Consider the following 22,104-nt stretch of genomic DNA (forward strand, 5'->3'; position numbering starts at 1 on the left):
CTCAAGCTGCCCGGCGACACCGCCACCGAGTTCCGGCTGACGGTCATGAAGCCGTTCCTCGACGAACACCTGAAGACGAACGGCCCCAAGGCCAACATCCCGCCGGTCTTCATCTTCGACAGCGGGTCCATGCGCTGGGACCGCCTGCAGAAGTATCCGCAGACCACCCAGCTCAAGCCCATCTACCTCAATCCCGGGATGGGGCTGTCGTTCGACAAGGCCATGGCCAAGGGCGGACCGATGTTCGAGGAGTACGTCTCCGACCCGGCGAAGCCGGTGCCCTATGTGCGCCGCCCGGTGCGGTGGGACGACGCCGACCAATGGCGCTTCTGGCTCACGTCGGACCAGCGCCACGTGGACGGGCGCCCCGACGTGCTGACCTTCGTGACCGAGCCCCTCAAGGCGCCGCTCAAGATTTCGGGCGAGCCGGTCGTGAACCTCTTCGCGTCCACCAGCGGCACCGACAGCGACTGGGTCGTGAAGCTGATCGACGTCTACCCCGATACGGTCCCGTCCGACCCGCAGATGGGCGGCTACGAACTGGGCGTGGCCATGGAGATCTTCCGCGGTCGCTACCGCGAAAGCCTCGAGAAGCCGACGGCGATCCCCGCCGGCAAGGTGCAGAACTACCGCTACGAACTGCCGCCTACGAACCACGTCTTCAAGCCGGGGCACCGGATCATGGTGCAGGTCCAGTCCAGCTGGTTCCCCCTCTACGACCGCAACCCGCAGACGTTCGTGCCGAACATCTTCTTCGCCAAGCCCTCGGACTACCGGAAAGCCACGCAGAGGATCTACGTCAGCGGCGAGACGGCGTCCTCGATCGAGCTTCCGGTGATCCCGGCGAACTGAGGCGCATTGTACGGGGGTTCCGTGGCGTCCCCGTTGACCCGGGCGGCGGGATTGGGAGCATGGCGACCATGAGCACCTCCGAAGCCCTCGATCCCCCGGTCCGCGACGTCCTCCCGGCGCACCGGTTCGATGAAGCCCGCCTCGCCGACTGGATGGCGGCGAACGTCGAGGGTTATCGCGGTCCGCTCCGCGTCCAGCAGTTCCAGGGCGGAGCCTCCAACCCGACGTTCCTGGTGACGGCCGGTGATGGCCACCGCTACGTCCTCCGCAAGAAGCCACCTGGCCAGCTTCTCGCGTCGGCTCACCAGGTCGACCGCGAGTTCCGAGCCATGCGCGCCCTCGAAGGGCACGTCCCGGTCCCCAGGATGCGCGCACTGTGCGAGGACCCCGACATCATCGGCGCCACGTTCTACGTCATGGACTATCTGGAAGGCCGCATCTTCCGCGACGCCACCCTCCCCGGCCTGACGCCCAAGGATCGCGCCGAGATCTACGACGACTTGAACGCCACCCTCGCCAAGCTGCACCAGGTGGACTTCGAAGCCGTGGGCCTGGGCGACTACGGCCGGCCCGGCAACTACTTCGAGCGTCAGATCGCCCGCTGGACCCGCCAGTACGAAGGCGCCAAGACCGACGAGATCCCGGCCATGGACGCGCTGATCGACAAGCTGCCGGCGCGCATTCCCCAGGACCAGTCGGTCTCGATCGCCCACGGCGACTACCGGCTCGAGAACGTCATGTTCCACCCCACCGAGAACCGCATCGTCGCGGTGCTGGACTGGGAGCTCTCCACCATCGGTCACCCGCTGGCCGATATCGCCTATAACGGCTTCATCTGGCGCTCGCATTCGCCGGGCTGGGGCAGTCTGGACGGCGTCGACTTCGCCACGTCGGGCATCCCGACCGAGGCCGAGTACGTGGCCCGCTACTGCGAACGCACCGGCCGCGGCGAGATCGAGGACTGGCCGTTCCTGATGGCGTTCTCCATCTTCCGCCTGGCCTCGATCAGCCAGGGCGTCTACCGCCGCATCCTGGGCGGCAACTCGGCCCGCGAAGGTGAGGCCATCAACGGCTGTCCGCCGCTGGCCGAGCAGGCGCTCGCCATCCTCGAAGGACGGGAATAGCCGCATGCACCTTGGACTGGACGGCAAGGTCATCTTCATCGCCGGCGCCAGCCGCGGAATTGGCCTGGGCATCGTGGAGGCGTGCCTGGCCGAGGGCGCGAAGCTGGCCATCACCGCCCGCGGCGCCGAGGCGCTGGAGGCCGAGCGCGCGCGCCTGGCCGACGCCTATGGCGCCGACCGGCTGCTGGCGATCAGCGGCGACATGCGCTACACCCAGGTCATCGAGGATGCAGTCGCCCGAACCGAGGACGAGCTGGGGCCGATCTTCGGCGCCGTCGCCAATGTCGGCCTCTATCCCTGCCCGCCCGGCTTCGAGGTGGACGACGAGACCTGGGATGCGGGCTTCACCCAGAACCTGGACTCGGCCTGGCGGCTGTCGCGCGCCGCCCTGCGCCGCATGACCCCGCGAGGCGAGGGCTCGGTCCTGCTGATCAGCTCGATCGCCGGGCTCGGCGCCCTGGGCACCGCCATGACCTACGGCACGTCCAAGGCGGCCATGAACCACATGACCAAGGAGCTGGCGCGCATCGCCGGCCCCAAGAACGTCCGCGTCAACGCCATCGCGCCCGGCAACATCATCTTCCCGGGCGGGACCTGGGAAGCGAACGCGACCGGCCCACGCGCCGAAAACTGGGCCCGCTGGATCCGCCGCGAAGTGCCGCTCAACCGCTATGGCAAGCCCGAAGAGATCGGCGCCGTGGCTGCGTTCCTGCTGAGCCCCCTCGCCAGCTTCGTCACCGGGGCCGTGGTGCCGGTGGATGGCGGGCAGACGCGCTAGGGCTTCGGCGGCGTCAGTTCCGGGAACTTCACACCCAGCTGATCCAGGTAGGTCGGGTACTTCCCGGCGTCGTAGTACAGCGGCTTCATCAGCGGCCGGTAGGTCGCCATGATGTCGGCGTTCCGTTCGATCACGGGCTTGTCGCCCGCGCCGATAATCGGATCGTACCGCCCTTCCTTGACCTGCTCGGTGGTGAAGTAGGTCCTGGCCGCCGGCAGCAGCTTGGGGTCGAGCAGCAGGTCCAGCACGGTCATCGCAACCACCTTGCCGCCTGAGACCACGCCCTTGTGCGCGATCGGCGTGGCCATCGACATGGCGTTCGCCCAGTTGTGGCCCGGCAGGTTCGGGATGTTCGAAGGATAGTTCAGCACCACCGTCGGCACGGTCCAGGAGATGTCGCCGATGTCGTCCGAGCCGCCGCTGACCGGCGGATCGGTGGGAGCCCCCAGAGGCTTCAGCTTGAGCGCGAGGCCGTCCTGGTCGCCGCCCACGAGCTTCTGCACGGCCTTTGCGAACGTCTGCTCATCGGGCGTCCAGGTCGGAAGCCCGACCTTGTCGATGTTGGCCTGCATCGCGAGCGCCATAGGCTTGCTGAAGTGGCGCGGGGCGGCGGTCCCCACGATCCGCCGGCTCACCGTGGTGTCGGTCATCGCCGCGGCGGCGTCGGCGATCTTGTTCCCCAGCGCGTAGTTTTTGGCGATGTTCTCGAAGTCGATCTCGCGGAAGAAATACCAGACGCTGGCCTTCGACGGGACGACGTTGGGCTGGTCGCCCCCATCCGAGATCACGTAGTGCGAGCGCTGCAGCGGGCGCAGGTGCTCGCGGCGCATGTTCCAGCCCATGTTCATCAGTTCGACCGCGTCCAACGCGCTCTTGCCCCGCCACGGCGCCATCGCCGAGTGCGCGGACTCGCCGCTGAAGGTGTACTCGACCGACACGAGACCGGTGCCCAGCGGCCGGCCCCAGCCGGTCTGCAGGTTGTCGCCGACGTGGGTGAAGATGGTGGCGTCGACATTCTTGAAGACGCCGTCGCGCACGAACCAGGCCTTGGCGCCCACCAGTTCCTCGGCCACGCCCGGCCAGAGCATCAGCGTTCCCGGTATCTTCTCCCGCGTCATGATCTCCTTGAGCGCAAGCGCGGCCACGATGTTCACCGCCTGGCCCGAGTTGTGGCCCTCGCCGTGTCCGGGGGCGCCCTCGATCATCGGCTTGCGGTAGGCCACGCCCGGCATCTGCGAGGCCTTGGGGATGCCGTCGATGTCGCTGCCCAGGGCGATCACCGGCCCGCCCGTCCCCGACGTCCAGGTCGCGGTCCAGGCGGTCGGCATGCCCGACACCCCGCGCGTGACCGTGAAGCCGTTCTTCTCCAGCAGGTCCGACAGGTAGCGGGAGGTCTCGAACTCCTGGTAGCCCAGCTCGCCGAAGCTGAAGACGGTGTCGACGATCTGCTGGGCCAGCTTGGCCTGGGCCTCGACCTTGGCCGCAGCCTCGGCCTTCAGCTTGGCCGGCGCGGGCGCCGCCATCGCCGGCTGGCCGGTCAGCACCGTAGCGGCGGCCACGCCCGCCAGAATCGTCCGAAACATGCCCAACTCCCCCTTACGCGAAGGCGACAGCCGGGCACGCCGCCGCGGGGAAATCAAGCCACGGCTGAACCTAGGCGAGTTCCGCCCAAAGCCTGTTCTCTATTTCGGCGAAGACGCCATCCCAGACGCCCCGCTCGGTCTGCCGGTACAGCCACATGTAGGGGTACCAGGGGCTGTCCGTCCGGCCCATAAGCCAGCGCCAGTCTGCTACATAAGGCAGCGCTACCAACGTCCGGACGCCGAGCGCGCCAGCCAGATGCGCTGTCGAGGTGTCGGGGGTGATGACGAAGTCGCAGGCCTCCATAGCGGCTGCGGTGTCCATGAACATGTCCGGCCCGGGATCGAAGTCGTCGCCCAAGGTCTCCACGGTCATGCCGGCAGGTAAGCTTTCGAGTTGATCCAGCCCGTTCACCTTCTGCAGGCTGATCAAGCGCACCAGCGGGATCGCACCAACGCGAGCCAGCATCGACAGCGGGAAGGACCGAGCCAGCGGCAGCGCATAGGGCTGAGTGCTGCCTTGCCAGACGACGCCGATCTTCAACCCCTCGGGCCCGATCCGCTCGCGCCACTTCGCCACCCGCGCCGGATCGGCCGAGATGTACCGCGCCACCCCGGGCAAGTTCTCCAACGTCGTCCCGAAGGCGTGCGGCAAGCTCATCAACGGCGCCTGCAGGTCGAAGTCCGGCGTCGCGCCCTCGTCGACTAGGTCGATCTCGCCGGTCAGGCCACGCAGCAGACCGTGAAGCGCCTTTGGCGCACCCAGCGTCACCTTCGCGCCCCGCGCCGCCGCCATGGTCGCGTAGCGGCTGAACTGGATCACGTCACCCAGGAACAGCTCGGGAAAGATGAAGAGCCGCTTGCCCGCGAGATCCTCCGCCCCCGTCCAGCGGTTCGGGAGGCCGTACCTGGGGTCCTCGAAGGTCGGGCACTTCGCCCGCCACTCGTACTCCGCGAAGCCCTCAGCCAGCCGCCCGGCCTGGAGCAGGCAGAAGGCGCGGTTATGGTGGCCGATGGCAAATTCCGGGTTGAGCGCGATCGCCGCATCGTAGCTCGCAATCGCCTCGTCCACTCGGCCCAGGGCGCGCAGGACGTTGCCGCGGTTGAAGTGCGCTGCGAGGCTGGAGGGGTTGAGCGCGGCGGCCGCCTGGAAGGCCGCCAGCGCCGCGTCGAACCGGCCCTCGGCGCTCAGCGCGCCGCCCAGACCCAGGTGGGCCGAAGCTAGGCCCGGCTTTCGCGCCAGCGCCTGCTCGAAGCTTAGCCGCGCGTCGGCCACGCGCCCCAGCGCCAGCTCGGCGTCTCCCTTTCGGCCATAGGCTTCTGCAAGATCGGGCTGCATCTCGATCGCCCGGGTGTACTCGCCTACCGCCTCGAAACGTCGCCCCAGCGCCATCAGCGCTTCGCCGAAGTTGGCGTACATCGCGGCCGTCGGCGGACCGGCGCCGAGCGCCAGCGCGAACAACTCCGCCGCTTTCTCCGGCTGACGAACCTGCATCGCGACCAGGCCCAGCTGATGGTAGGCCTCGGCGTGGCTTGGATCGCGTCGCAGCACTTCGGAATAGAGCCCCGACGCCGGCCCGAACTGCCCCTGCCGATGCATCGCCGCCGCCGCCTCCATCAGCGAGGCGGTGTCGACCTCGGGCGGGAACGGATCGGCGGGCATCTTGGCGGGCGCTCCTTGGGCAAGGTCGGCGGTAGCAGGTTCCCCCGACGCCCGTAAACCGCGGTGTTCAACGCCCGCGGCGCCGCGCCTCTCGCGCCCACGCGAGAGTCCGTCTAGAAGGCCCGCCATGAGCGCCCAGCCCACCAAGACCCTGGCCGAGAAGGCCGCTGAGTATGGCCTGAAAGCCGACGAGTACGACGTCATCGTCAAGCGGCTGAATCGCGAGCCGAACGACGTCGAACTGGGCGTCTTCTCGGTGATGTGGTCCGAGCACTGCAGCTACAAGTCCAGCAAGATCCACCTGGGTAAGTTCCCGACGTCGGGGCCCAAGGTGATCTGCGGTCCGGGCGAAAACGCCGGGGTCATCGACATCGGCGACGGCGAGGCCTGCATCTTCAAGATGGAGAGCCACAACCACCCCTCGTACATTGAGCCGTACCAGGGCGCGGCCACCGGCGTCGGCGGCATCATGCGCGACGTCTTCACAATGGGCGCCCGCCCGATCGCGCTGCTGAACGCGCTGCGCTTCGGCGACCCGAGCCATCCCAAGACCCGGCGCCTCGTCTCGGGCGTCGTCGCCGGCATCGGCGGTTACGGCAATTGCGTGGGCGTCCCGACTGTCGCCGGCGAGACCAATTTCCACCGCGGCTACGACGGCAACATCCTGGTCAACGCGATGTGCGTGGGCCTGGCCGACGCGGACAAGATCTTCTACTCGGCCGCCCCTGCGGCGGGCCTCAGCGTCGTCTACTTCGGCTCGAAGACGGGCCGCGATGGCATCCACGGCGCCACCATGGCCTCGGCGGAGTTCTCTGAAGACGCGGAGGAGAAGCGCCCGACCGTGCAGGTTGGCGACCCCTTCGCCGAGAAGCTGCTGATCGAGGCCACCCTGGAGCTGATGGCCTCGGGCGCGGTGGCCGCCATCCAGGACATGGGCGCGGCCGGCCTCACCTCCTCGTCGGTCGAAATGGCCGGCAAGGGCGGCGTCGGCATCGAGCTCGACCTCGACCACGTGCCCCAGCGCGAAGAGGGCATGACAGCCTACGAAATGATGCTGTCCGAGAGCCAGGAGCGCATGCTGGCGATCCTGAAGCCGGGCCGCGAGCGCGACGGCCACGCCATCTTCGAGAAGTGGGGTCTGGACGCCGCCATCATCGGCGTCACCACCGACACCGGCCACCTGGTGCTGAAGCACCACGGCCAGACGGTCGCCGACGTGCCTCTGGCGCCGCTGTTCGACGACGCGCCGCTGTACGACCGCCCCTGGGTCGCCCCGAAGGCGCATCCTGTGCTGTCGCCTGCCGACGTGCCGGCGCCGAGCGACTGGAACGCTGCGATCCTGAAGCTGATGAGCGCCCCCGACATGGCGTCCAAGCGCTGGCTATGGGAGCAGTACGACCGCCACGTAATGGCCGACACCCTTGAAGACTCGGCCACCGGCGCTGACGCGGGGATCGTGCGCGTCCACGGGGGGCGCAAGGCGTTGGCCATGACCTCGGACGTCACGCCCCGCTACGTGCAGGCCGATCCCTACGAGGGCGGCAAGCAGGCCGTCGCCGAGGCCTGGCGCAACCTGACGGCCGTGGGCGCCTCGCCGATCGCCATCACCGACAACCTCAATTTCGGCAATCCCGAGCGCCCCGAGATCATGGGCCAGATCGTGCGCGCTATCGACGGCATGGCCGAGGCCTGCCGCGCGCTCGACTTCCCGGTCGTGAGCGGCAACGTCAGCCTCTACAACGAGACCAACGGCGCGGCCATTCCGCCGACCCCGGCCGTGGGCGGCGTCGGCCTGATCGCCGACTACGGCAAGCGCGCGGACTTCGCGTCGCTGAAGCCGGGCGACCAGCTGGTTCTGATCGGCGAGACCACCGGCTGGTTGGGCGCCTCGATGTACCTCCGCGAGGTCCACGGCCGTGAAGAGGGGGCCCCGCCACCGGTCGACTTGGCGACCGAGAAACGCAATGGCGACCTGGTCCGCGACCTCATCCAATCGGGCGACGTGACCGTGGTCCACGACCTTTCGGATGGCGGGCTGGTGGCCGCGGCGGTCGAGATGGCCTTGGCGTCGGGTGTGGGCATGGCGCTGAACATCCAGGGCGATGTACCGGATCACGCTGTCTTTTTCGGTGAAGACCAGGCCCGATACCTGGTCGCGCTGCGCCGTGACCAACTCGACGAACTGGACGCCAAGGCCGAGGCGGCCGGCGTCGCCTACGACGTGGTGGGACAGGCCGGCGGCGACGAGGTGTCGTTCACCGGCCAGAGCGGCCTGCTGGCCGCCCTCCAGCTGGACGCGCTCAGGACGGCCCACGAAGGCTGGATGCCGGCCTTCATGGGCGAGCCAGCCTAAGGCGCGCTAGCCGCCCAGGAACGCCTGCCGGATTCCGGCGCGGAACGCCTCGACGCCCACGGCCAGCCGCTGGGCGTAGGTCGCCTTGGCGTCGTCGCCCGCCACGTAGCTGACCCTGTCGGCGTCATCGTTCACGGCGTCCCAGACGGCGTCGGCGATCTTTTCGGCGCTGGAGGCGTTCGACCGCCGCTCGGGGTTGGAAAACGCGGCGAACGTCCTGGCCATCGCCTCGCCATAGGCGCTGTGCTGGGTCATCACCAGCGAGCGGCTGGCGAAGTCGGTGGCGATGCCGCCGGGCGCCACCGTCTTCACCTTGATGCCGAACGGCGCGAGCTCGTAGGCGAGGCTCTCGCTCCAGCCTTCCAGGCCCCACTTGGTCGCGTGATAGACCGAGTTGAACGGGAAGGTGACCAGCCCGCCGATCGAGGTGGTGGTGAGGATCGTGCCCTGCCCCCGCTCGCGCATGGCCGGCAGGAACGCCTGCGTCACCCGCATCACGCCCAGCAGGTTGGTGTCGAGTTCGGCGCGCAGCTGTTCGTCCGTCGCACCTTCGAAGGGCCCGGCCAGGCCGTAGCCTGCGTTGTTGAAGAGGACGTCCACCGGACCCAGCGCCAGGGCCGCCTTCGCCGCCTCTGCGATCTGCGCCGGATTGGTGACGTCCAGCGCCATCACGGTGACGCCCTGCGCCGCCAGGTCGGCGCCCGCCGCCGGGTTGCGCATCGTGGCGATCACCTTCCAGCCCTTGCCCGCAAACAGCAGCGCCGTGGCGCGGCCCAGGCCGGTGGAGGCGCCGGTGATGAAGATCGTCTTGGTCATGTGTGGTCTCCCTGAGCCCCGATTGAAACCTGCCGCCCTACGAGGCGGCCATGCACAATCCGCTCAATCTCGTCGCTCATCCCCGCGCATGCGGGGACGCAGAGGCTTCCAGCCGCGTCCTGGACCCTCTAGCTAGCAATCGGGGCCCCGCACGCGCGGGGACGAGCGGGAGTGGCTCATGGACCAGGACATCGTTCGGGCGCACCTCGGACCGCTAGCCGACAAGCCGCACATGGCGCTGGCGATCGCGCACCTGGGCGCGCCCGGGTCGGCCGACACGATACCCACCCCGGCCGCGGTGATCGACCTCGACGCTTTCGACCGCAACGTCGCGAAGATGGCCGCGCGCGCCAAGGCCGCCGGGCTGGCTCTTCGTCCTCATGCCAAATCGCACAAGTGCGCCGCTCTGGTCCGCCGACAGCTGGCGGCCGGCGCGGTGGGCGTCTGCTGCGCCAAGCTGGCCGAGGCCGAGGCGTTAGCGGCGGCGGGGATCGGCCAGATCCTGGTCACCTCTCCGATCGCCGGCCCCGCCAGCGCCGCGCGCGCCGCGCAGTTGGCCGCATCCCTCCCCGACTTCCGCCTCGTGGTCGACCATCCCGACGCCGCCGCCGAGTTGGGCGCGGCGGCCACGTCGCCGATCCAGGTGGTCATCGACATCGACGTTGGCCTGGGCCGCACCGGCTGCCATGACGCCGAACAGGCCGCCGCCGTCGCCCGCGCCGTCCTGGCCCAGCCGAGCCTGCGTCTGCTGGGCGTGCAGGGCTACGGCGGCGCGTGGCAGCACATGGAGGGCGCCAATGCGCGGGCCTCAGCCGTCGCCGAAGGCATGCAGAAGCTCACCGCCGCCATCGCCGCCATCCGCGCCGAGGGCGGAGCGGTCGAGGTCGTCACCGGCGGCGGCACCGGCACCTTCGCCGCCGACGCCGCGCAGGGGGTATTGAACGAGGTTCAACCGGGCTCCTTCGCGTTCATGGACACCGAGTATCGCGACGCGCTGAAAGCCGACCCCGACGGCGAGTTCGAGCAGGCGGCGACCATCGTCAGCACCGTGATCACGACCAACCACCCCAAGTGGGTGACCCTGGACGCGGGCCTAAAGGCCTTCTCCACCGACGGACCGATGCCCCGAGCGCTGACGCCGAAGTTTGAGGCCTGCCGCTACCGCTTCTTCGGCGACGAGCACGGTATGCTCTCCCGGCCCGAGGGCGCGCCCGTCGCACGGGGCGAACGCATCGCCCTGGCTCCCGGCCACATCGACCCCACCCTGGATCGATACGACGTCTTCCACCTCGTGCAGGATGGCATACTCGTCGACATTGTGCTCGTGGATGCGCGAGGCGCCTCGCAATAGAATACAGCGCGGTCAGCCTTTGCCGTGATCTTGGAAGGGGTGAAGCGATGCGGATTGGCGCCCTGATCCTGACGGCCATTGTGGCCTGCGCATCGCCCGCCTGGTCTCAGTCCGAGACCGAGCTCTACGAGAGCGGGGCCAACGCCATGGCCGGCGCTCAGCGCGAGGTCACCCAACGCAACGTCGACGTGGCCACCAAAGCGCTGCGCGACAAGGACTACAAGACCGCGCGCAAGTATGCCCAGTCGGTCACCCGCGCCGATCCCAAGCGGGTCGAGGCCTGGCTTCTGCTAGGCTCAGCCCAGCAGGGTCTGCAGGATTGGAAGGGCGCACGGACCACCTACACCACAGCCGTGCGGCTCCACCCCACGCACCCCGAGGCGCGCGCCGGGCTGGGCGTCGCCTATGCCCGGACGGGCGATCCCAAGGCCACTGTCCAGTTGGCCTGGCTGGAGACCAAGCTGCGGGAATGCAGCGGCTGCTATCAGGCGGGTCAGCTCAGCAGACTCAAGGCCGACGTGGAAACCGCCATCCGCGAAACGGCGGCCAAGGGTTCCTAGCGCGTCGGCTGGGCGGCCAACTCCAGGACCCAGGACCGGAACATCTGCGCTGTTTCGGCGGCCGAACCGCTGGCGCTCCCGCCGCGGGCGTCCCGCGGCGTGTAGCCGAACCGGCGGCGGAACGCGGTGGTGAAGTGGGCGTGGCTGGAAAAGCCGTAGGCCAGCGCCAGCTCCGCCAGGCTGCGTGTCTCGGCGGGGTCGGAGAGCAGGATGTGAACGGCTTCGAGCCGTCGCCGCTGGATGTACTTGGCAATCCCACCGGTCGTCTGGAAGGCGCGGTAGAGGGTGGGCCGACTGACGCCCACGGCCTGGCAGATCGTCGCCGGTGACAGATCCCCGGACGCCAGTCGCGCCTCCACGTGGCGGCGGACGCGGAACGCCACCCGCCCTTCCATCGGCCCCGGCTCGGCGGGCTCGCCGGGGGCCAGGCTTTCGAGGCTCTCAGCAATCATGCGCAGGGTCGTGCGCTGGATCACCGGCGCATCCTCGAGACTGGCCTGTGGCAGGTGGCGCACCAGCGCGGCGAAGTGCTCGGCCAGTATCCGCGCCGGGGCCCCATCCAGCAGCCCCCCGTGCAGGTCGCCCGCCCGCGGCGCCATCCCCGCGATCGAGGCCCTGGGCACGGCCATCAGGATGAAGTCGGTGGGCGCCGTCGCAGCCCGCCAGGGCCGCGCGAAGTCGATGACACACACCTGCCCCGGGCGCAGCTCGCAGGCGCGTCCATCGAAATCGCCGGCCAGATGTCCGCGGGTCACCAGTCCGAAGGTGAAGGTGTCGCGCCCGTCCGCCGCGACGCGATCGGCCGAGCGTCGCAATTCGACCGGGCTCAGGCGACCACGGGTGACCACCAGTTCGCCCAGCAGCCATGACTCGGAAGCCACCGAGAAGTCGGCTTCGGCGACGCCGTCGGGCAGACAGACATCGTAGGCCCCGATCAGCGCCTCCCACCGCGCGCGGCGCTCGCCCACGGGGACCTCGGCGCCGTCGAAGCTGAGGTGCGGAATGCCGTCTGCCACCGATCCCTCCGCGCCGCGCTGCCCCCGGGGTCAGCGCAGGGACAGCCCCTTGAGGTCTCCCGCCGCGCGCCAGGCCTTCAGCACCTCGAAGAACACCAGCGGTCCCGCCCCGTACATGTCGGAGAAGAAGCCCTGGCGATTCCCCGCCTGCCCTTCCGAGTTGTAGTAGCCTGGGGTGCACTCTGAATAGTAGCGCTGTCCCATTCGCGCCAGGCTACGCACCTCCTGCACATAGGCCTCTTCGGCCTCGGGCGTCGGCTCCAGCACCTGGGCGCCGCGAGCCTTGGCTTCGGTCACCAGATGGGTCACGTGCCGCGCCTGCTCGTTCAGGGCCTGGGGCACGCTGATGGTGATGGCGGTCTGGGTGAAGCCCAGGAAAAAGCAGTTCGGGAAGCCGGTCGTGGTCAGGCCGTGCAGCGTGCGCAAGCCATCGGCCCAGTGCTGGGACAGCGTCGTGCCGCCCCGCCCCACAATGTCGTATCCTGCGCGACGGGTGTACGACGTGCCCACCTCGAACCCGGTCGCGAAGATCAGGCAGTCCACCGGATACTCCCGGCCGTTGGCCACGACCCCGGTCTTCGTAAGCGCCTCGACACCCTTTCCGTGCGTGTCCACCAGGGTCACGTTCGGCCGGTTGAAGGTCTGCAGGTACTCGTCGTGGAAGCACGGCCGCTTGCAGAACTGTCGGTACCAGGGCTTGAGCGCCGCGGCGGTGACGGGGTCCCGGACGATCGAGTCCACGCGGGCGCGGACCTGGTTCATTTTGCGATAGTCCGCCAGCTCCAGCAGTTGCCCGCGCTCCTCGCTGCTCAGGCGGCGGCCCAGCTTCTTGCCCGCTTCCTTCACCGCGCTGTTCTGCAGATTGCGGAAGATGTCGGTCCAGCCGTCGCTTACCAGGTCCACCTCGGCGCTGCCGCCCGAGACCACGGTGTTGAAATTGTCCATCCGGTGCTGCTGCCAGCCCGGGTGCAGGCTGGCGGCCCAGGCCGGATCGGTGGGCCCGTTGTTGCGCACGTCCACCGACGAGGGGGTGCGCTGGAAGACGTAGAGCTCTTTGGCCCACTCGCCCAGATGCGGGATGCACTGCACCCCTGTCGCGCCGGTGCCGATGATCCCGACCCGCTTGTCCTTGAGCCCCGTCAGGCCGCCGGTCGAGTCGCCGCCGGTGTAGCGATAGTCCCACCGGCTGGTGTGGAAGGTGTGCCCCTGGAAGTCGTTGATCCCCGGGATCCCGGGCAGCTTGGGTCGGCTCAGCGGGCCATTGGCCATGGCCACGTAGCGGGCCTTGAAGCGGTCGCCGCGGTTGGTCTCGATGACCCATTTTCCGTCCGCCTCGTCCCAGGCCATCCCGGTGATCGAGGTCTGCATCAGGGCGTCGTCGTAGAGCCTGAAATGCCGCGCGATCGCCTTGGAATGCTCCAGGATCTCGGGCGCGAACGAGTACTTGTGCTTGGGGATGTAGCCCAGCTCTTCCAGCAGCGGCAGGTAGACGTAGCTCTCCACGTCGCACATCGCGCCGGGATAGCGGTTCCAGTACCAGGTGCCGCCGAAATCGCCCGCCGCCTCGACCACCCGGATGCTATCGACCCCGGCCTCGCGCAGGCGCGCACCCATCAACAGGCCGCCGAACCCCCCGCCGATGATCGCGAATTCGACCTCGTCAGTGACAGGCTCCCGTGTGAAGCCCGGCTCCACATAGGGGTCGTCGACATAGTGCGAGAACTCGGCCGTGACCTCGACGTACTGCTCGATGCCGTCGCTTCGCAGCCGCTTGTCCCGCTCGAACAGGTACTTGGCGTGCAGGGCGTCGGGATCGAAATCGAGCTCGCCGACGATGGCTGTCAGTTCAGGGCGGATTGTCATGGCAAGAGAGTGCGCCGCTTACGTGCGCGTCCGTCAACCGCGGTTCGCTCTAGCCGATCACCTTCTGGAAGCAGGTCGTCTCGGTATCGCGGTAGCCCAGGCGCTCGTAGAAGCCGTGGGCGCGGGCATTGTCGGCGCGGACGAGCAGCTGGATCTTCCAGATCCCACGCGCCAGTAGCCACGCCTCTGCAGCATCCATCATGGCCCTGCCCAGCCCCTCGCCCTGCCGTTCGGGCGCGGACGCGACGTAGTAGACCCAGCCGCGATGCCCGTCCTCGCCCACCATGGCCGAAGCCACCACGCGATCGCCGTCTACGCCCACCAGCACGGTCGAATGCGGTCCCTTGCGCGCGAAGGCAATGTCGCGCGCCGGATCGTTCCACGGCCGCGACACGCCCGACGCGTTCCAGAGCGCGACCAACTGCGCCTCGTCGGCGGCCTCCATGTCCCGGATCGTCAACGCCACGCCCGCCCCCCGCCTCACGCCTCAAGCCTTCAGCGCGAGCCTAGCCAATCCCGGGCGACGCGGAACCCTTCGCCGGTTCCCTCACGTCCGGCTTGCAGGCCGCGCCCTGCGTCCGCACGATGGCCGCATGACCAACCGATACTGGACCCTCGCCCAGCGCCCGCCGCCGCCGTGGCCCGGCCCTGACACCTTTGCGCTGCGGGAGGCGGAGGTGCCGACCCCCGGTCCCGGACAGGCGCTGACTCGGACGATCTATGTGTCGCTCGATCCCTACCAGTGGGGCTACAAGCGCCGCGGCGTGGAGCCGGAGGGCGCGCCGTGCCACGCGCGGACGGTGGCCCAGGTGGTGCAGTCCAACATCGAGGGCCTGGCGCCCGGGGACTTCGTGTTCTGCACCAATGGCTGGGCCGAGTATGGCCTGATGGGCGAAGGCGTGCCGCGGCCCGGCTATATGGTCCCCCGCAAGCTCGACCCAGCGAAGGGCCGCATCTCCCAGGCGGTGGGCGTGCTGGGCATGCTGGGTCTCACGGCCTACGCCGGCATGATCCTGCAGGGCCTACCCAAGGCCGGCGAGACGGTGGTGGTCTCGGCCGCCTCCGGAGGCGTCGGCCAGATCGCGGGCCAGCTGGCCAAGCAGCGTGGCGCGCGCGTGGTGGGCATCGCCGGCAAACCCGAGAAATGCGCCTTCGTCACCGGCGAGCTGGGCTACGACGCCTGCGTCAGCCACCTGTCGCCGACCTTCGCCGACGATCTGAAGGCCGCCTGTCCAGGCGGGATCGACGTCTATTTCGAGAACGTGGGCGGCGCCGTGTTCGAGGCGGTCCTGCCGCTGTTCAACAAGGGCTCAAGGATGACCATCTGCGGCCTGATCGCCCACTACGGCGACGAGGGGGGCGACGCCGGCGCGGCCGAACGCGCCGCCGCCGAGGCTCGCGGTGTCAGCGTCAACAACCTCTTCGTCGGCGACTACGTCGAGGGCCACCACGACGCCTTCCTGGCCGAGGTCGGGCCATGGGTGGCCGACGGCAAGGTCCGCTACCTCGAGGACATCCGAGAGGGCCTGGAGAGCCTGCCGGCGGCCTTCGCCGAGATGCTGAAGGGCGGCAACTTCGGGAAGATGCTGGTGCGCATCAGTCCCGACCCCACGATCTAGGCGTCGCCCTCGGTCTTCGCACCCTTGAGCAACGCCACGATGGCCATGCCGTGGCCGCGGCCAAGGCCGAAGTCCTGCGCCAGCCAGGCCAGCACCTCGCCGGCCTTCACGCCCTTCCTCAGCACGCCGGCCTCGGTGAAGCCCTTTTCGGCCGCAAGGGCCCGCAGTTGATCCGGCGTCTTGCCGGTCTTGGTCTGGATGTTGTCGAGATAGGCTTGGAAGGACATGGTTCGAGACTCCGCTGGCGCGTCCCCCTTAGGACGCTCAGGTGCGCCCGATCCCGACAAGCCCGCACTCAGGCCTCCATGGCGTCCAAGGCCCTCTTGAGCAGCGACAGGGACGCCATCGCGAAGGCCAGCATGTTGGCCTGGCGGTCGCTCTCGGCCGTCTCGATGGTCAGCACCGCCTCCACCGGCCCCGCCACCGCCACGCAGGTGTGACCCGCCGCGTCGCCGTACGGATTGCCGGTCGGACCCGCCGCACCCGTCTCGGAGATGCCCCAGGTCGCGCCGTAGCGTTCGCGGGCGTTGCGGGCCAGGAGCTGGGCGTAGGGCTCGCTGGACGAACGCATGCCTTCCAGCGCCTCGCGCGGGATGTCTGTGAGCAGCACGCGCGCCTTTGGCGTGTAGACCACTGCGCCGCCCAGGTAGTAGGCGCTGGCGCCCGGCACGCTCAGCAGCGCGGCCGAAATCAGCCCGCCGGACGAGCTCTCGTTGACGGCGATCTTCTCGCCGCGGGCTTTCAGTCTCTCGCCGATCTCAGCGGCGAGCGCATAGAGCGCCTCCATACCCATCCTTCTCCCCCTGTCCCTTTGGGGACAGGATTCTTTGCTTAAGATCGAGAGCGCAATCCAGCTCCCCGACAGATCGTCCAGCCAAGCCGATGCGCTCTTGGCCAAACGCTTGTTCGGCGCCCATGATGGCGCATTGCAGGCAGAACGATAATCGTCGGGAGGAATTTTGATGGACGCCCAGTCGCAGTGGACCGGCCTGGACGCGGGCCGCCTGGAACGCATCGGCGAACACCTGGAGCGCAACTACATCGGCCCCGGCAAGATCGCGGGCTGCCAGGTCAGTGTCGCCCGCCACGGGCACCTCGCCTACTTCAAGTCGTTCGGCTCGATGGACCTGGAGCGCGACAAGCCCACCCGCGACGACACGATCTATCGCATCTACTCCATGACCAAGCCGATCACCTCGGTCGCGCTGATGACCCTGTACGAGCAGGGCTACTTCCAGCTGAACGACCCTGTCAGCCGCGTGGTCCCGTCCTGGAAGAACCACCGCGTGTGGGTCTCGGGCGAGGGCGACGATATGGTCACCGAGGCGCCGCATCGACCCATCACCTTCCGCGACGTGCTCTGCCACACCGCGGGCCTCACGTATGGCGGCGGCCTGCCCGGCGTGGGCATCCAGCACCCGATCGACAAGATCTACCGCGAGCTCAAAATCCGCTCGTTCGACGCCCCCGACAGCATGGCGGGCTTCATGGACAAGCTGTCGAAGGTGCCGCTGCGCTATCAGCCGGGCCAGGCCTGGATGTACTCGCTGGCCACCGACGTTTGTGGCGCCCTGGTCGAGCTGATCTCGGGCAAGCCGTTCGATCAGTACCTCGACGAGATGATCTTCAAGCCGCTGGGCATGAAGGACACATCGTTCCAGGTGGCCGCGGACAAGATCGACCGCTTCGCCGCCAACTATCAGCGCGGCCCCGACAAAAAACTCCAGCTGATCGACGACCCGGCCACGTCCAACTTCACCAAGACGCCAGGCTTTCAGTCGGGCGGCGGCGGGCTTACCGGCACCAGCGCCGACTATCTGCGGTTCTGCGAGATGCTGCGCCGGGGCGGCGAGCTGGACGGCCACCGCGTGCTGGGCCCGCGCACCATCGCCATGATGCACATGAACCACCTGCCCGGCGGCCGGAACCTGACCGACGTGGCGCTGGGCGGCTTCTCGGAGACCGCTTACGATGGCGTGGGCTTCGGCCTGGGCTTCGCGTCCTCGCTCAACGAAGTGGACGCGGGCGGCCTGGGCGCGGGCGACTACTACTGGGGCGGCGCGGCCTCGACGATCTTCTGGGTCGACCCCAAGGAGGACCTCAGCGTCGTCTTCATGACCCAGCTGATGCCGTCGGGCACCTTCAACTTCCGCGGCCAGCTGAAGAGCATCGTCTACTCATCGATTATCGATTGATGCGAGCGGCGTCGTCCTGCTGACAGACGGCTGTCAGCAGGCCCTGCCTAGGTTGCCCCAGACACGAGGGACGACCGATGGCCTATGACGCCCACGACGACGGACGCCGCGACTTCCACTTTCTGTACGGTCGCTGGGCCGTGCAGCACCGTCGCCTGACCGCGCGCGGGGTCGGCAGCGACGACTGGCACACCTTCGACGGCTCCAGCTTCACCCAGGGGCTGATGGACGGACTGTGCAACATCGAGGAGAACGACTTCGAGCGAGGAGGCCAGGGCGTCGCCTTCCGCAGCTTCGACGTGGCCCGCCAGATCTGGTCGATCCACTGGGTGTCGAGCGCCGACGGCCTGGTGCAGCCGCCGGTCCATGGCCGCTTCGACGGTGGGACAGGCCTGTTCTACGGCCAGGACCTCGACGGCGATCGGCCGGTGCAGGTGCGCTATCGTTGGGACGTGATCGACGTGGGCCAGGCGCGCTGGACGCAGTCGTTCTCGTATGACGGCGGCGCGACCTGGGAAGACAACTGGGTCATGCGTTTCACGCGCACGGCCTAAGGCGGCCGGGTTCAGCCGACCGCCCCTCTGGACGCCGAACGGACGGCACCTTAAGTCCGCTCCATGCCGATGTCCCAACCCGACCTTGAAGCCGCGCTGCGCGAAGGCTTCCCCGACGCGACCATCGAGGTGCACGACCTCGCCGGCGATGGCGATCACTACAAGGCCCGCATCGTGTCGGCCGCATTCGCCGGCCTGAACCGCGTGCGCCAGCACCAGCTGGTCTATGCCGCGCTGAAAGGCAGGATGGGCGGCGAACTGCACGCGCTGGCCCTGGAGACCAGTGCGCCCGCTTGACCCGGGGAACCTGCGTCCCTAGCTCTTTGATGACGATATCCGCGCCGAAAGGGCGAACCTATGTCTGACGCCGCCACCGCCAATCCCGTGCACGAATGGATCGCCAAGTCGGTCTCCGAGCACGACGTGATCCTGTTCATGAAGGGCGTGCCGGAGCAGCCCCAGTGCGGCTTCTCGGCGGTCACGGTCCAGATCCTCGACCATCTGGGCGTCGATTTCGTCGGCGTGAACGTCCTGCAGAACGACCAGCTGCGTGAAGGCATCAAGACCTTCTCCGACTGGCCGACGATTCCCCAGCTCTACGTGAAGGGCGAGTTCGTCGGCGGCTGCGACATCGTCCGCGAGATGTTCCAGTCGGGCGAGCTCAAGACGATGCTCGCCGAGCAGGGCCTTCTCCCGGACGCGTAGGCAGAAGTGGAAGCCGGTTTTGCCGTTCGACGCGTCCGACTTCTGACGAGGCCAGCCTCCCTTAGGGAGGCTCGGGCGTGACGAAACTGATCGAGCCGCCGGGAGGTCGCCAGATCTTCCGCCTCGAGTTCTCGCCCTCCCCCGCTGACATCGACGAGAACGGCCACGTCAACAACGTGGTCTACCTGCGCTGGGCGCAGGACATGGGCACCGCGCATTGGCGCTCGCTGGCCCCGCCTGACGCCCAGGCGACCTGGGCCTGGATCGCGCTGCGCCACGAGATCGACTATCGCCGCGCCCTGATGCCGGGTGAAACCGCGCAGGGCCGCACCTGGGTCGCCGAGACCGCGCAGGGCCCCCGCTATGACCGCTTCATCCGCATCGACGGCCCCGACGGCCAGATGTGCGCCCAGATCCACACCACCTGGGTCCTGATCGAACAAGCCACCGGCCGCCCCAGGCGCGTGCCGGAGTGGATCACCGAGATGTTTACCTGATCAGCTGCCCGGCCCCGTCCAGGCCGTTAGCGGGTTCAGCAGGAACACCTGCGCGCGAGGCTCGACGCCCAACTCGCGCCAAGTGAAGGTCAGGTCGGTCTTGCCCATGGCGAACGACTTGCACGGGTCGATCCGCTTGCGGCCAAACGCCAGGTGCACAGCCCCACCCTTGCGCTCGACGTAGAAGGCGAAGTCGGCCTTGGCGGTGCAGCCGTTGGACGCGACGCTGATCGTGATCGCCTCGCGTCCGGCGTCGGCGCGGTAGAGGGGCTCCAGCTCAGAGAGGCCCGAGTCCGGGGGCGCGCTCACGCGCACGCCCCCCGTGGCGCAGCCGGAGAGCGCCAGGGCCACCAGCATGAAGATCCGTCGGTTCATCGGGCGACTTCGCCACATGCGGCCCAAATGCAAAAGGCCCCGGAGTGATCCGGGGCCTTCGCAGCATCTGTTCGGTGTCGGCGCCGATTAGGACGCGTAGAACTCGACCACGAGGTTCGGTTCCATCTTCACCGGGTACGGAACTTCCGAGAGTTCCGGGGCGCGCACGAACGTGGCGGCCATGCCCTTGGCGTCGACAGTGATGTAGTCGGGCGTGTCACGTTCCGACGAACCCAGCGCTTCCAGCACCAGGGCCATGTTGCGCGAGCGCTCGCGGACCGAGACCACGTCGCCCGGCTTCACCCGGTACGACGCGATGTTCACGCGCTTTCCATTCACCAGCACGTGGCCGTGGTTGACGAACTGGCGGGCGGCGAACGGGGTCGGAACGAACTTGGAGCGGTAGACGACGGCATCCAGACGCGACTCGAGCAGCGCGATCAGGTTTTCCGAGGTGTTGCCCTTGCGGCGCGCCGCTTCCGTGTAGATGCGGACGAACTGCTTCTCGGTGATGTTGCCGTAGTAGCCCTTCAGCTTTTGCTTGGCGCGCAGCTGCAGGCCGAAGTCCGAGACCTTGGACTTGCGGCGCTGGCCGTGCTGGCCGGGGCCGTAGGCGCGGGTGTTGATGGGAGACTTCGGGCGACCCCAGACGTTTTCGCCCATCCGGCGGTCGAGTTTGTACTTGGCGCTATGGCGCTTGGACATATTCCACTCTCTCGTCGACGCGGGCCGGCATCCCCTTGCTGGGAATGCGATTTCAACGGCGGCCTTGCATCAATCCGTCATAGATTTCCGACCACACAGGCGAGCCCGGCGGTTGGAAGGCGCGGTGTATGACGGCCGGGCGGCCCGGAGTCAAGTTCAGGCGGCCGTGATCGGCGGCAGGCGGTAGCGGCCATCCATGAGTTCCGGCCGCGGCAGGTAGGCGCGGAAGCTGACCGTGAATGGGCCCTGGGCCGGCGCCGGCAGCCAGTTGCCGGTGCGGTCGCCGCCCGGATCGGTGCGAGCGATCCACAGGTCGAGCGAGCCGTCGGCGTTCTTCTTCAGCGTGCGCGTGCGGTCGCCGATCGCATAGCGCCGGATGGGGTTCTCGGTGAGGAAGAACTGCCCCTCAGGGGTGGCCTCGTACATGGTCAGCGACCAGAAGCCGTCGACCGGCGGCATCCGGTCGGCGGCGAACCGCATCACATAGGGCCCGGCGCCCGTGAACATGCGGCCCTGGTCGCCCACCGGGTTCATGTACATGGCCTCTGCGCCCGGCAGCGCCGCCAGCCCGCCCAGGGCGACGGCGGCGCGCAGCGCATAGTCCTGTCCATAGAAGCCCAGGTTCGAACGCGGGTAGTTCCAACCCTGAACGGTGCCGCCGACGCGGATCGTGCGCAGCGACTGGCGCGCCTCGGCCACGCCGGCTTCGATCTCGGCGACCTGGACGGGGCTGAACCGCCTGGGATCGAAGCCGCCGGAGCCGGTCAGGCCAAGCGCCGCCACACGCGCGAAGAAGGCCGCGTCCGTTCCCGGCGGCGGGTTCTCGCGCAGCAGCGCGGCGACCGAGGCGAAGTATTCCAGCGCGGGCGCGCCCCGGCCAGCGTAGACCGCCGTTCCCGGCGTCACGGTCGGCCCGGTGATCGCCAGCTGGGCCTGCAGCGCGTGCACCGCCGGCAGGTCCGCCTCGCCGTCCACCAGGATGCGGGACAGCAGCCAGCCGTGCGGCGTCGCCAGCCGCACCACATTGGGGCCTGAGCCCGCCTGCCCCGGCCCCACGATCGTGAACTTGCCGCCTGCCCCGCCGGTCGTCCTCGTGCCCAGGACGAAGTCGTTGTCCGTAAACATGTTCATGCCCGCGACCGAGATGTAGCGGTCGCCGGTGCGCGGCAGCGTGAGCGTGACCGGCCCCTTGGTGAGGTCGATCCAGGCGCTGGAATAGAGCGTATCGTTGTTGGGCGTCGTCACGCCCCGCGCGGTCGGATCCGCGAGGACCCGCGCGTGCCCGAAGCGGTTGACGCCCGCCGGAATGCCGACGGCGCGCCCGGCCACGGCGCGGGCCCGCGTGGACGCCATCTCGATCAGCGGCAGGCCGTAGAGCCAGGCGTCCCGCGCCGCCGACTTCAGGTCGCCCGCCTGCGCGAACGCCTTCGCGGGCGCCGCCCCGATCACCGCCAGCGCCGCCAGCACGTCACGCCTGTTCAATGGAACTCTCCCCTGG

23 protein-coding genes are annotated in these 22,104 nt (G+C 68.6%); 12 read left to right on the plus strand and 11 right to left on the minus strand.

Annotation, left to right across the window (positions count from 1 at the left end; genetic code table 11):
* The 3 genes from EPN98_RS15735 to EPN98_RS15745 all read left to right on the plus strand — a co-directional run.
* A partial coding sequence (locus EPN98_RS15735; RefSeq protein WP_293363857.1) for a CocE/NonD family hydrolase occupies positions 1 to 852 on the plus strand: 852 nt, incomplete at its 5' end.
* A 68-nt stretch (positions 853 to 920) separates the two neighbouring features.
* The gene (locus EPN98_RS15740) at positions 921 to 1,976 is read left to right on the plus strand and encodes a phosphotransferase (RefSeq protein WP_293363858.1); all 1,056 of its coding nucleotides are present in this window, start codon (positions 921 to 923) and stop codon (positions 1,974 to 1,976) included.
* A 4-nt stretch (positions 1,977 to 1,980) separates the two neighbouring features.
* Entirely contained in the window at positions 1,981 to 2,754 is a 774-nt protein-coding gene (locus EPN98_RS15745; RefSeq protein ID WP_293363859.1) for an SDR family NAD(P)-dependent oxidoreductase, read from the plus strand.
* Here EPN98_RS15745 and EPN98_RS15750 read toward each other — a convergent pair.
* On the minus strand, positions 2,751 to 4,337 hold the full coding sequence (locus EPN98_RS15750; RefSeq protein WP_293363860.1) for an amidohydrolase: 1,587 nt from the start codon (positions 4,335 to 4,337) through the stop codon (positions 2,751 to 2,753). The genes EPN98_RS15745 and EPN98_RS15750 overlap by 4 nt on opposite strands.
* 70 nt (positions 4,338 to 4,407) lie before the next feature.
* Positions 4,408 to 5,997 (minus strand): tetratricopeptide repeat protein, encoded by a 1,590-nt coding sequence (locus EPN98_RS15755; RefSeq protein ID WP_293363861.1) that lies wholly within the window; start codon positions 5,995 to 5,997, stop codon positions 4,408 to 4,410.
* A 127-nt stretch (positions 5,998 to 6,124) separates the two neighbouring features.
* Between EPN98_RS15755 and purL the strand changes: the two genes are divergently transcribed.
* The gene (gene purL, locus EPN98_RS15760) at positions 6,125 to 8,350 is read left to right on the plus strand and encodes a phosphoribosylformylglycinamidine synthase subunit PurL (RefSeq protein ID WP_293363862.1); all 2,226 of its coding nucleotides are present in this window, start codon (positions 6,125 to 6,127) and stop codon (positions 8,348 to 8,350) included.
* A gap of 6 nt (positions 8,351 to 8,356) precedes the next feature.
* Here the strand turns inward: purL and EPN98_RS15765 are convergent, their stop codons facing one another.
* Positions 8,357 to 9,166 carry an SDR family oxidoreductase gene (locus tag EPN98_RS15765; protein WP_293363863.1) on the minus strand — a complete coding sequence of 270 codons (810 nt, stop codon included), beginning with the start codon at positions 9,164 to 9,166 and terminating at the stop codon, positions 8,357 to 8,359.
* Positions 9,167 to 9,344: 178 nt separating this feature from the next.
* Here EPN98_RS15765 and EPN98_RS15770 point away from each other — a divergent pair, with 178 nt between their 5' ends.
* The gene (locus EPN98_RS15770; protein ID WP_293363864.1) at positions 9,345 to 10,517 is read left to right on the plus strand and encodes an alanine racemase; all 1,173 of its coding nucleotides are present in this window, start codon (positions 9,345 to 9,347) and stop codon (positions 10,515 to 10,517) included.
* Positions 10,518 to 10,564: 47 nt separating this feature from the next.
* The gene (locus EPN98_RS15775; RefSeq protein ID WP_293363865.1) at positions 10,565 to 11,077 is read left to right on the plus strand and encodes a tetratricopeptide repeat protein; all 513 of its coding nucleotides are present in this window, start codon (positions 10,565 to 10,567) and stop codon (positions 11,075 to 11,077) included.
* On the opposite strand, the gene EPN98_RS15780 is transcribed toward EPN98_RS15775, so the two are convergent.
* From EPN98_RS15780 to EPN98_RS15790, 3 genes are read right to left on the minus strand one after another with little or no spacing between them, the layout of a single operon-like run.
* Positions 11,074 to 12,093, minus strand: coding sequence for a helix-turn-helix domain-containing protein (locus EPN98_RS15780; protein WP_293363866.1), 1,020 nt, complete (start codon positions 12,091 to 12,093; stop codon positions 11,074 to 11,076). The genes EPN98_RS15775 and EPN98_RS15780 overlap by 4 nt on opposite strands.
* Before the next feature lie 30 nt (positions 12,094 to 12,123).
* Entirely contained in the window at positions 12,124 to 13,956 is a 1,833-nt protein-coding gene (locus EPN98_RS15785) for an NAD(P)/FAD-dependent oxidoreductase (RefSeq protein WP_293363867.1), read from the minus strand.
* A 49-nt stretch (positions 13,957 to 14,005) separates the two neighbouring features.
* Complete coding sequence (locus EPN98_RS15790) at positions 14,006 to 14,422, minus strand: GNAT family acetyltransferase (protein ID WP_293363868.1); 417 nt, start codon at positions 14,420 to 14,422, stop codon at positions 14,006 to 14,008.
* A gap of 127 nt (positions 14,423 to 14,549) precedes the next feature.
* On the opposite strand from EPN98_RS15790, the gene EPN98_RS15795 reads away from it, so the two are divergent.
* A complete protein-coding gene (locus tag EPN98_RS15795; RefSeq protein ID WP_293363869.1) occupies positions 14,550 to 15,575 on the plus strand; it encodes an NADP-dependent oxidoreductase in 1,026 nt (341 codons plus the stop codon).
* On the opposite strand, the gene EPN98_RS15800 is transcribed toward EPN98_RS15795, so the two are convergent.
* Positions 15,572 to 15,802: a DUF4287 domain-containing protein gene (locus EPN98_RS15800; protein ID WP_293363870.1), complete on the minus strand. Its 231-nt coding sequence runs from the start codon at positions 15,800 to 15,802 to the stop codon at positions 15,572 to 15,574. The genes EPN98_RS15795 and EPN98_RS15800 overlap by 4 nt on opposite strands.
* Positions 15,803 to 15,870: 68 nt before the next feature.
* Positions 15,871 to 16,362, minus strand: coding sequence for a CinA family protein (locus EPN98_RS15805; RefSeq protein WP_293363952.1), 492 nt, complete (start codon positions 16,360 to 16,362; stop codon positions 15,871 to 15,873).
* A gap of 175 nt (positions 16,363 to 16,537) precedes the next feature.
* On the opposite strand from EPN98_RS15805, the gene EPN98_RS15810 reads away from it, so the two are divergent.
* From EPN98_RS15810 to EPN98_RS15830, 5 genes are all read left to right on the plus strand, one after another.
* The gene (locus EPN98_RS15810; protein ID WP_293363871.1) at positions 16,538 to 17,770 is read left to right on the plus strand and encodes a serine hydrolase domain-containing protein; all 1,233 of its coding nucleotides are present in this window, start codon (positions 16,538 to 16,540) and stop codon (positions 17,768 to 17,770) included.
* 77 nt (positions 17,771 to 17,847) lie between these two features.
* Positions 17,848 to 18,324, plus strand: a complete 477-nt coding sequence (locus tag EPN98_RS15815) for a DUF1579 domain-containing protein (RefSeq protein ID WP_293363872.1) — start codon at positions 17,848 to 17,850, stop codon at positions 18,322 to 18,324.
* Between the two features lie 63 nt (positions 18,325 to 18,387).
* Entirely contained in the window at positions 18,388 to 18,621 is a 234-nt protein-coding gene (locus tag EPN98_RS15820; protein ID WP_293363873.1) for a BolA family protein, read from the plus strand.
* Between the two features lie 60 nt (positions 18,622 to 18,681).
* A complete protein-coding gene (gene grxD, locus EPN98_RS15825) occupies positions 18,682 to 19,029 on the plus strand; it encodes a Grx4 family monothiol glutaredoxin (RefSeq protein ID WP_293363874.1) in 348 nt (115 codons plus the stop codon).
* A 77-nt stretch (positions 19,030 to 19,106) separates the two neighbouring features.
* Entirely contained in the window at positions 19,107 to 19,526 is a 420-nt protein-coding gene (locus EPN98_RS15830) for a thioesterase family protein (RefSeq protein ID WP_293363875.1), read from the plus strand.
* On the opposite strand, the gene EPN98_RS15835 is transcribed toward EPN98_RS15830, so the two are convergent.
* The 3 genes from EPN98_RS15835 to EPN98_RS15845 all read right to left on the minus strand — a co-directional run bounded on the left by EPN98_RS15835 (position 19,527) and on the right by EPN98_RS15845 (position 22,088).
* Entirely contained in the window at positions 19,527 to 19,901 is a 375-nt protein-coding gene (locus EPN98_RS15835; RefSeq protein ID WP_293363876.1) for a hypothetical protein, read from the minus strand.
* Between the two features lie 87 nt (positions 19,902 to 19,988).
* Positions 19,989 to 20,606, minus strand: coding sequence for a 30S ribosomal protein S4 (rpsD, locus tag EPN98_RS15840; protein WP_293363877.1), 618 nt, complete (start codon positions 20,604 to 20,606; stop codon positions 19,989 to 19,991).
* Positions 20,607 to 20,762: 156 nt separating this feature from the next.
* Positions 20,763 to 22,088: a DUF1254 domain-containing protein gene (locus tag EPN98_RS15845; protein WP_293363878.1), complete on the minus strand. Its 1,326-nt coding sequence runs from the start codon at positions 22,086 to 22,088 to the stop codon at positions 20,763 to 20,765.
* Positions 22,089 to 22,104: the final 16 nt, after the last annotated feature.

It is taken from the genome of Phenylobacterium sp., from assembly GCF_004299445.1.
In the GTDB taxonomy this organism is placed as follows: domain Bacteria; phylum Pseudomonadota; class Alphaproteobacteria; order Caulobacterales; family Caulobacteraceae; genus Phenylobacterium.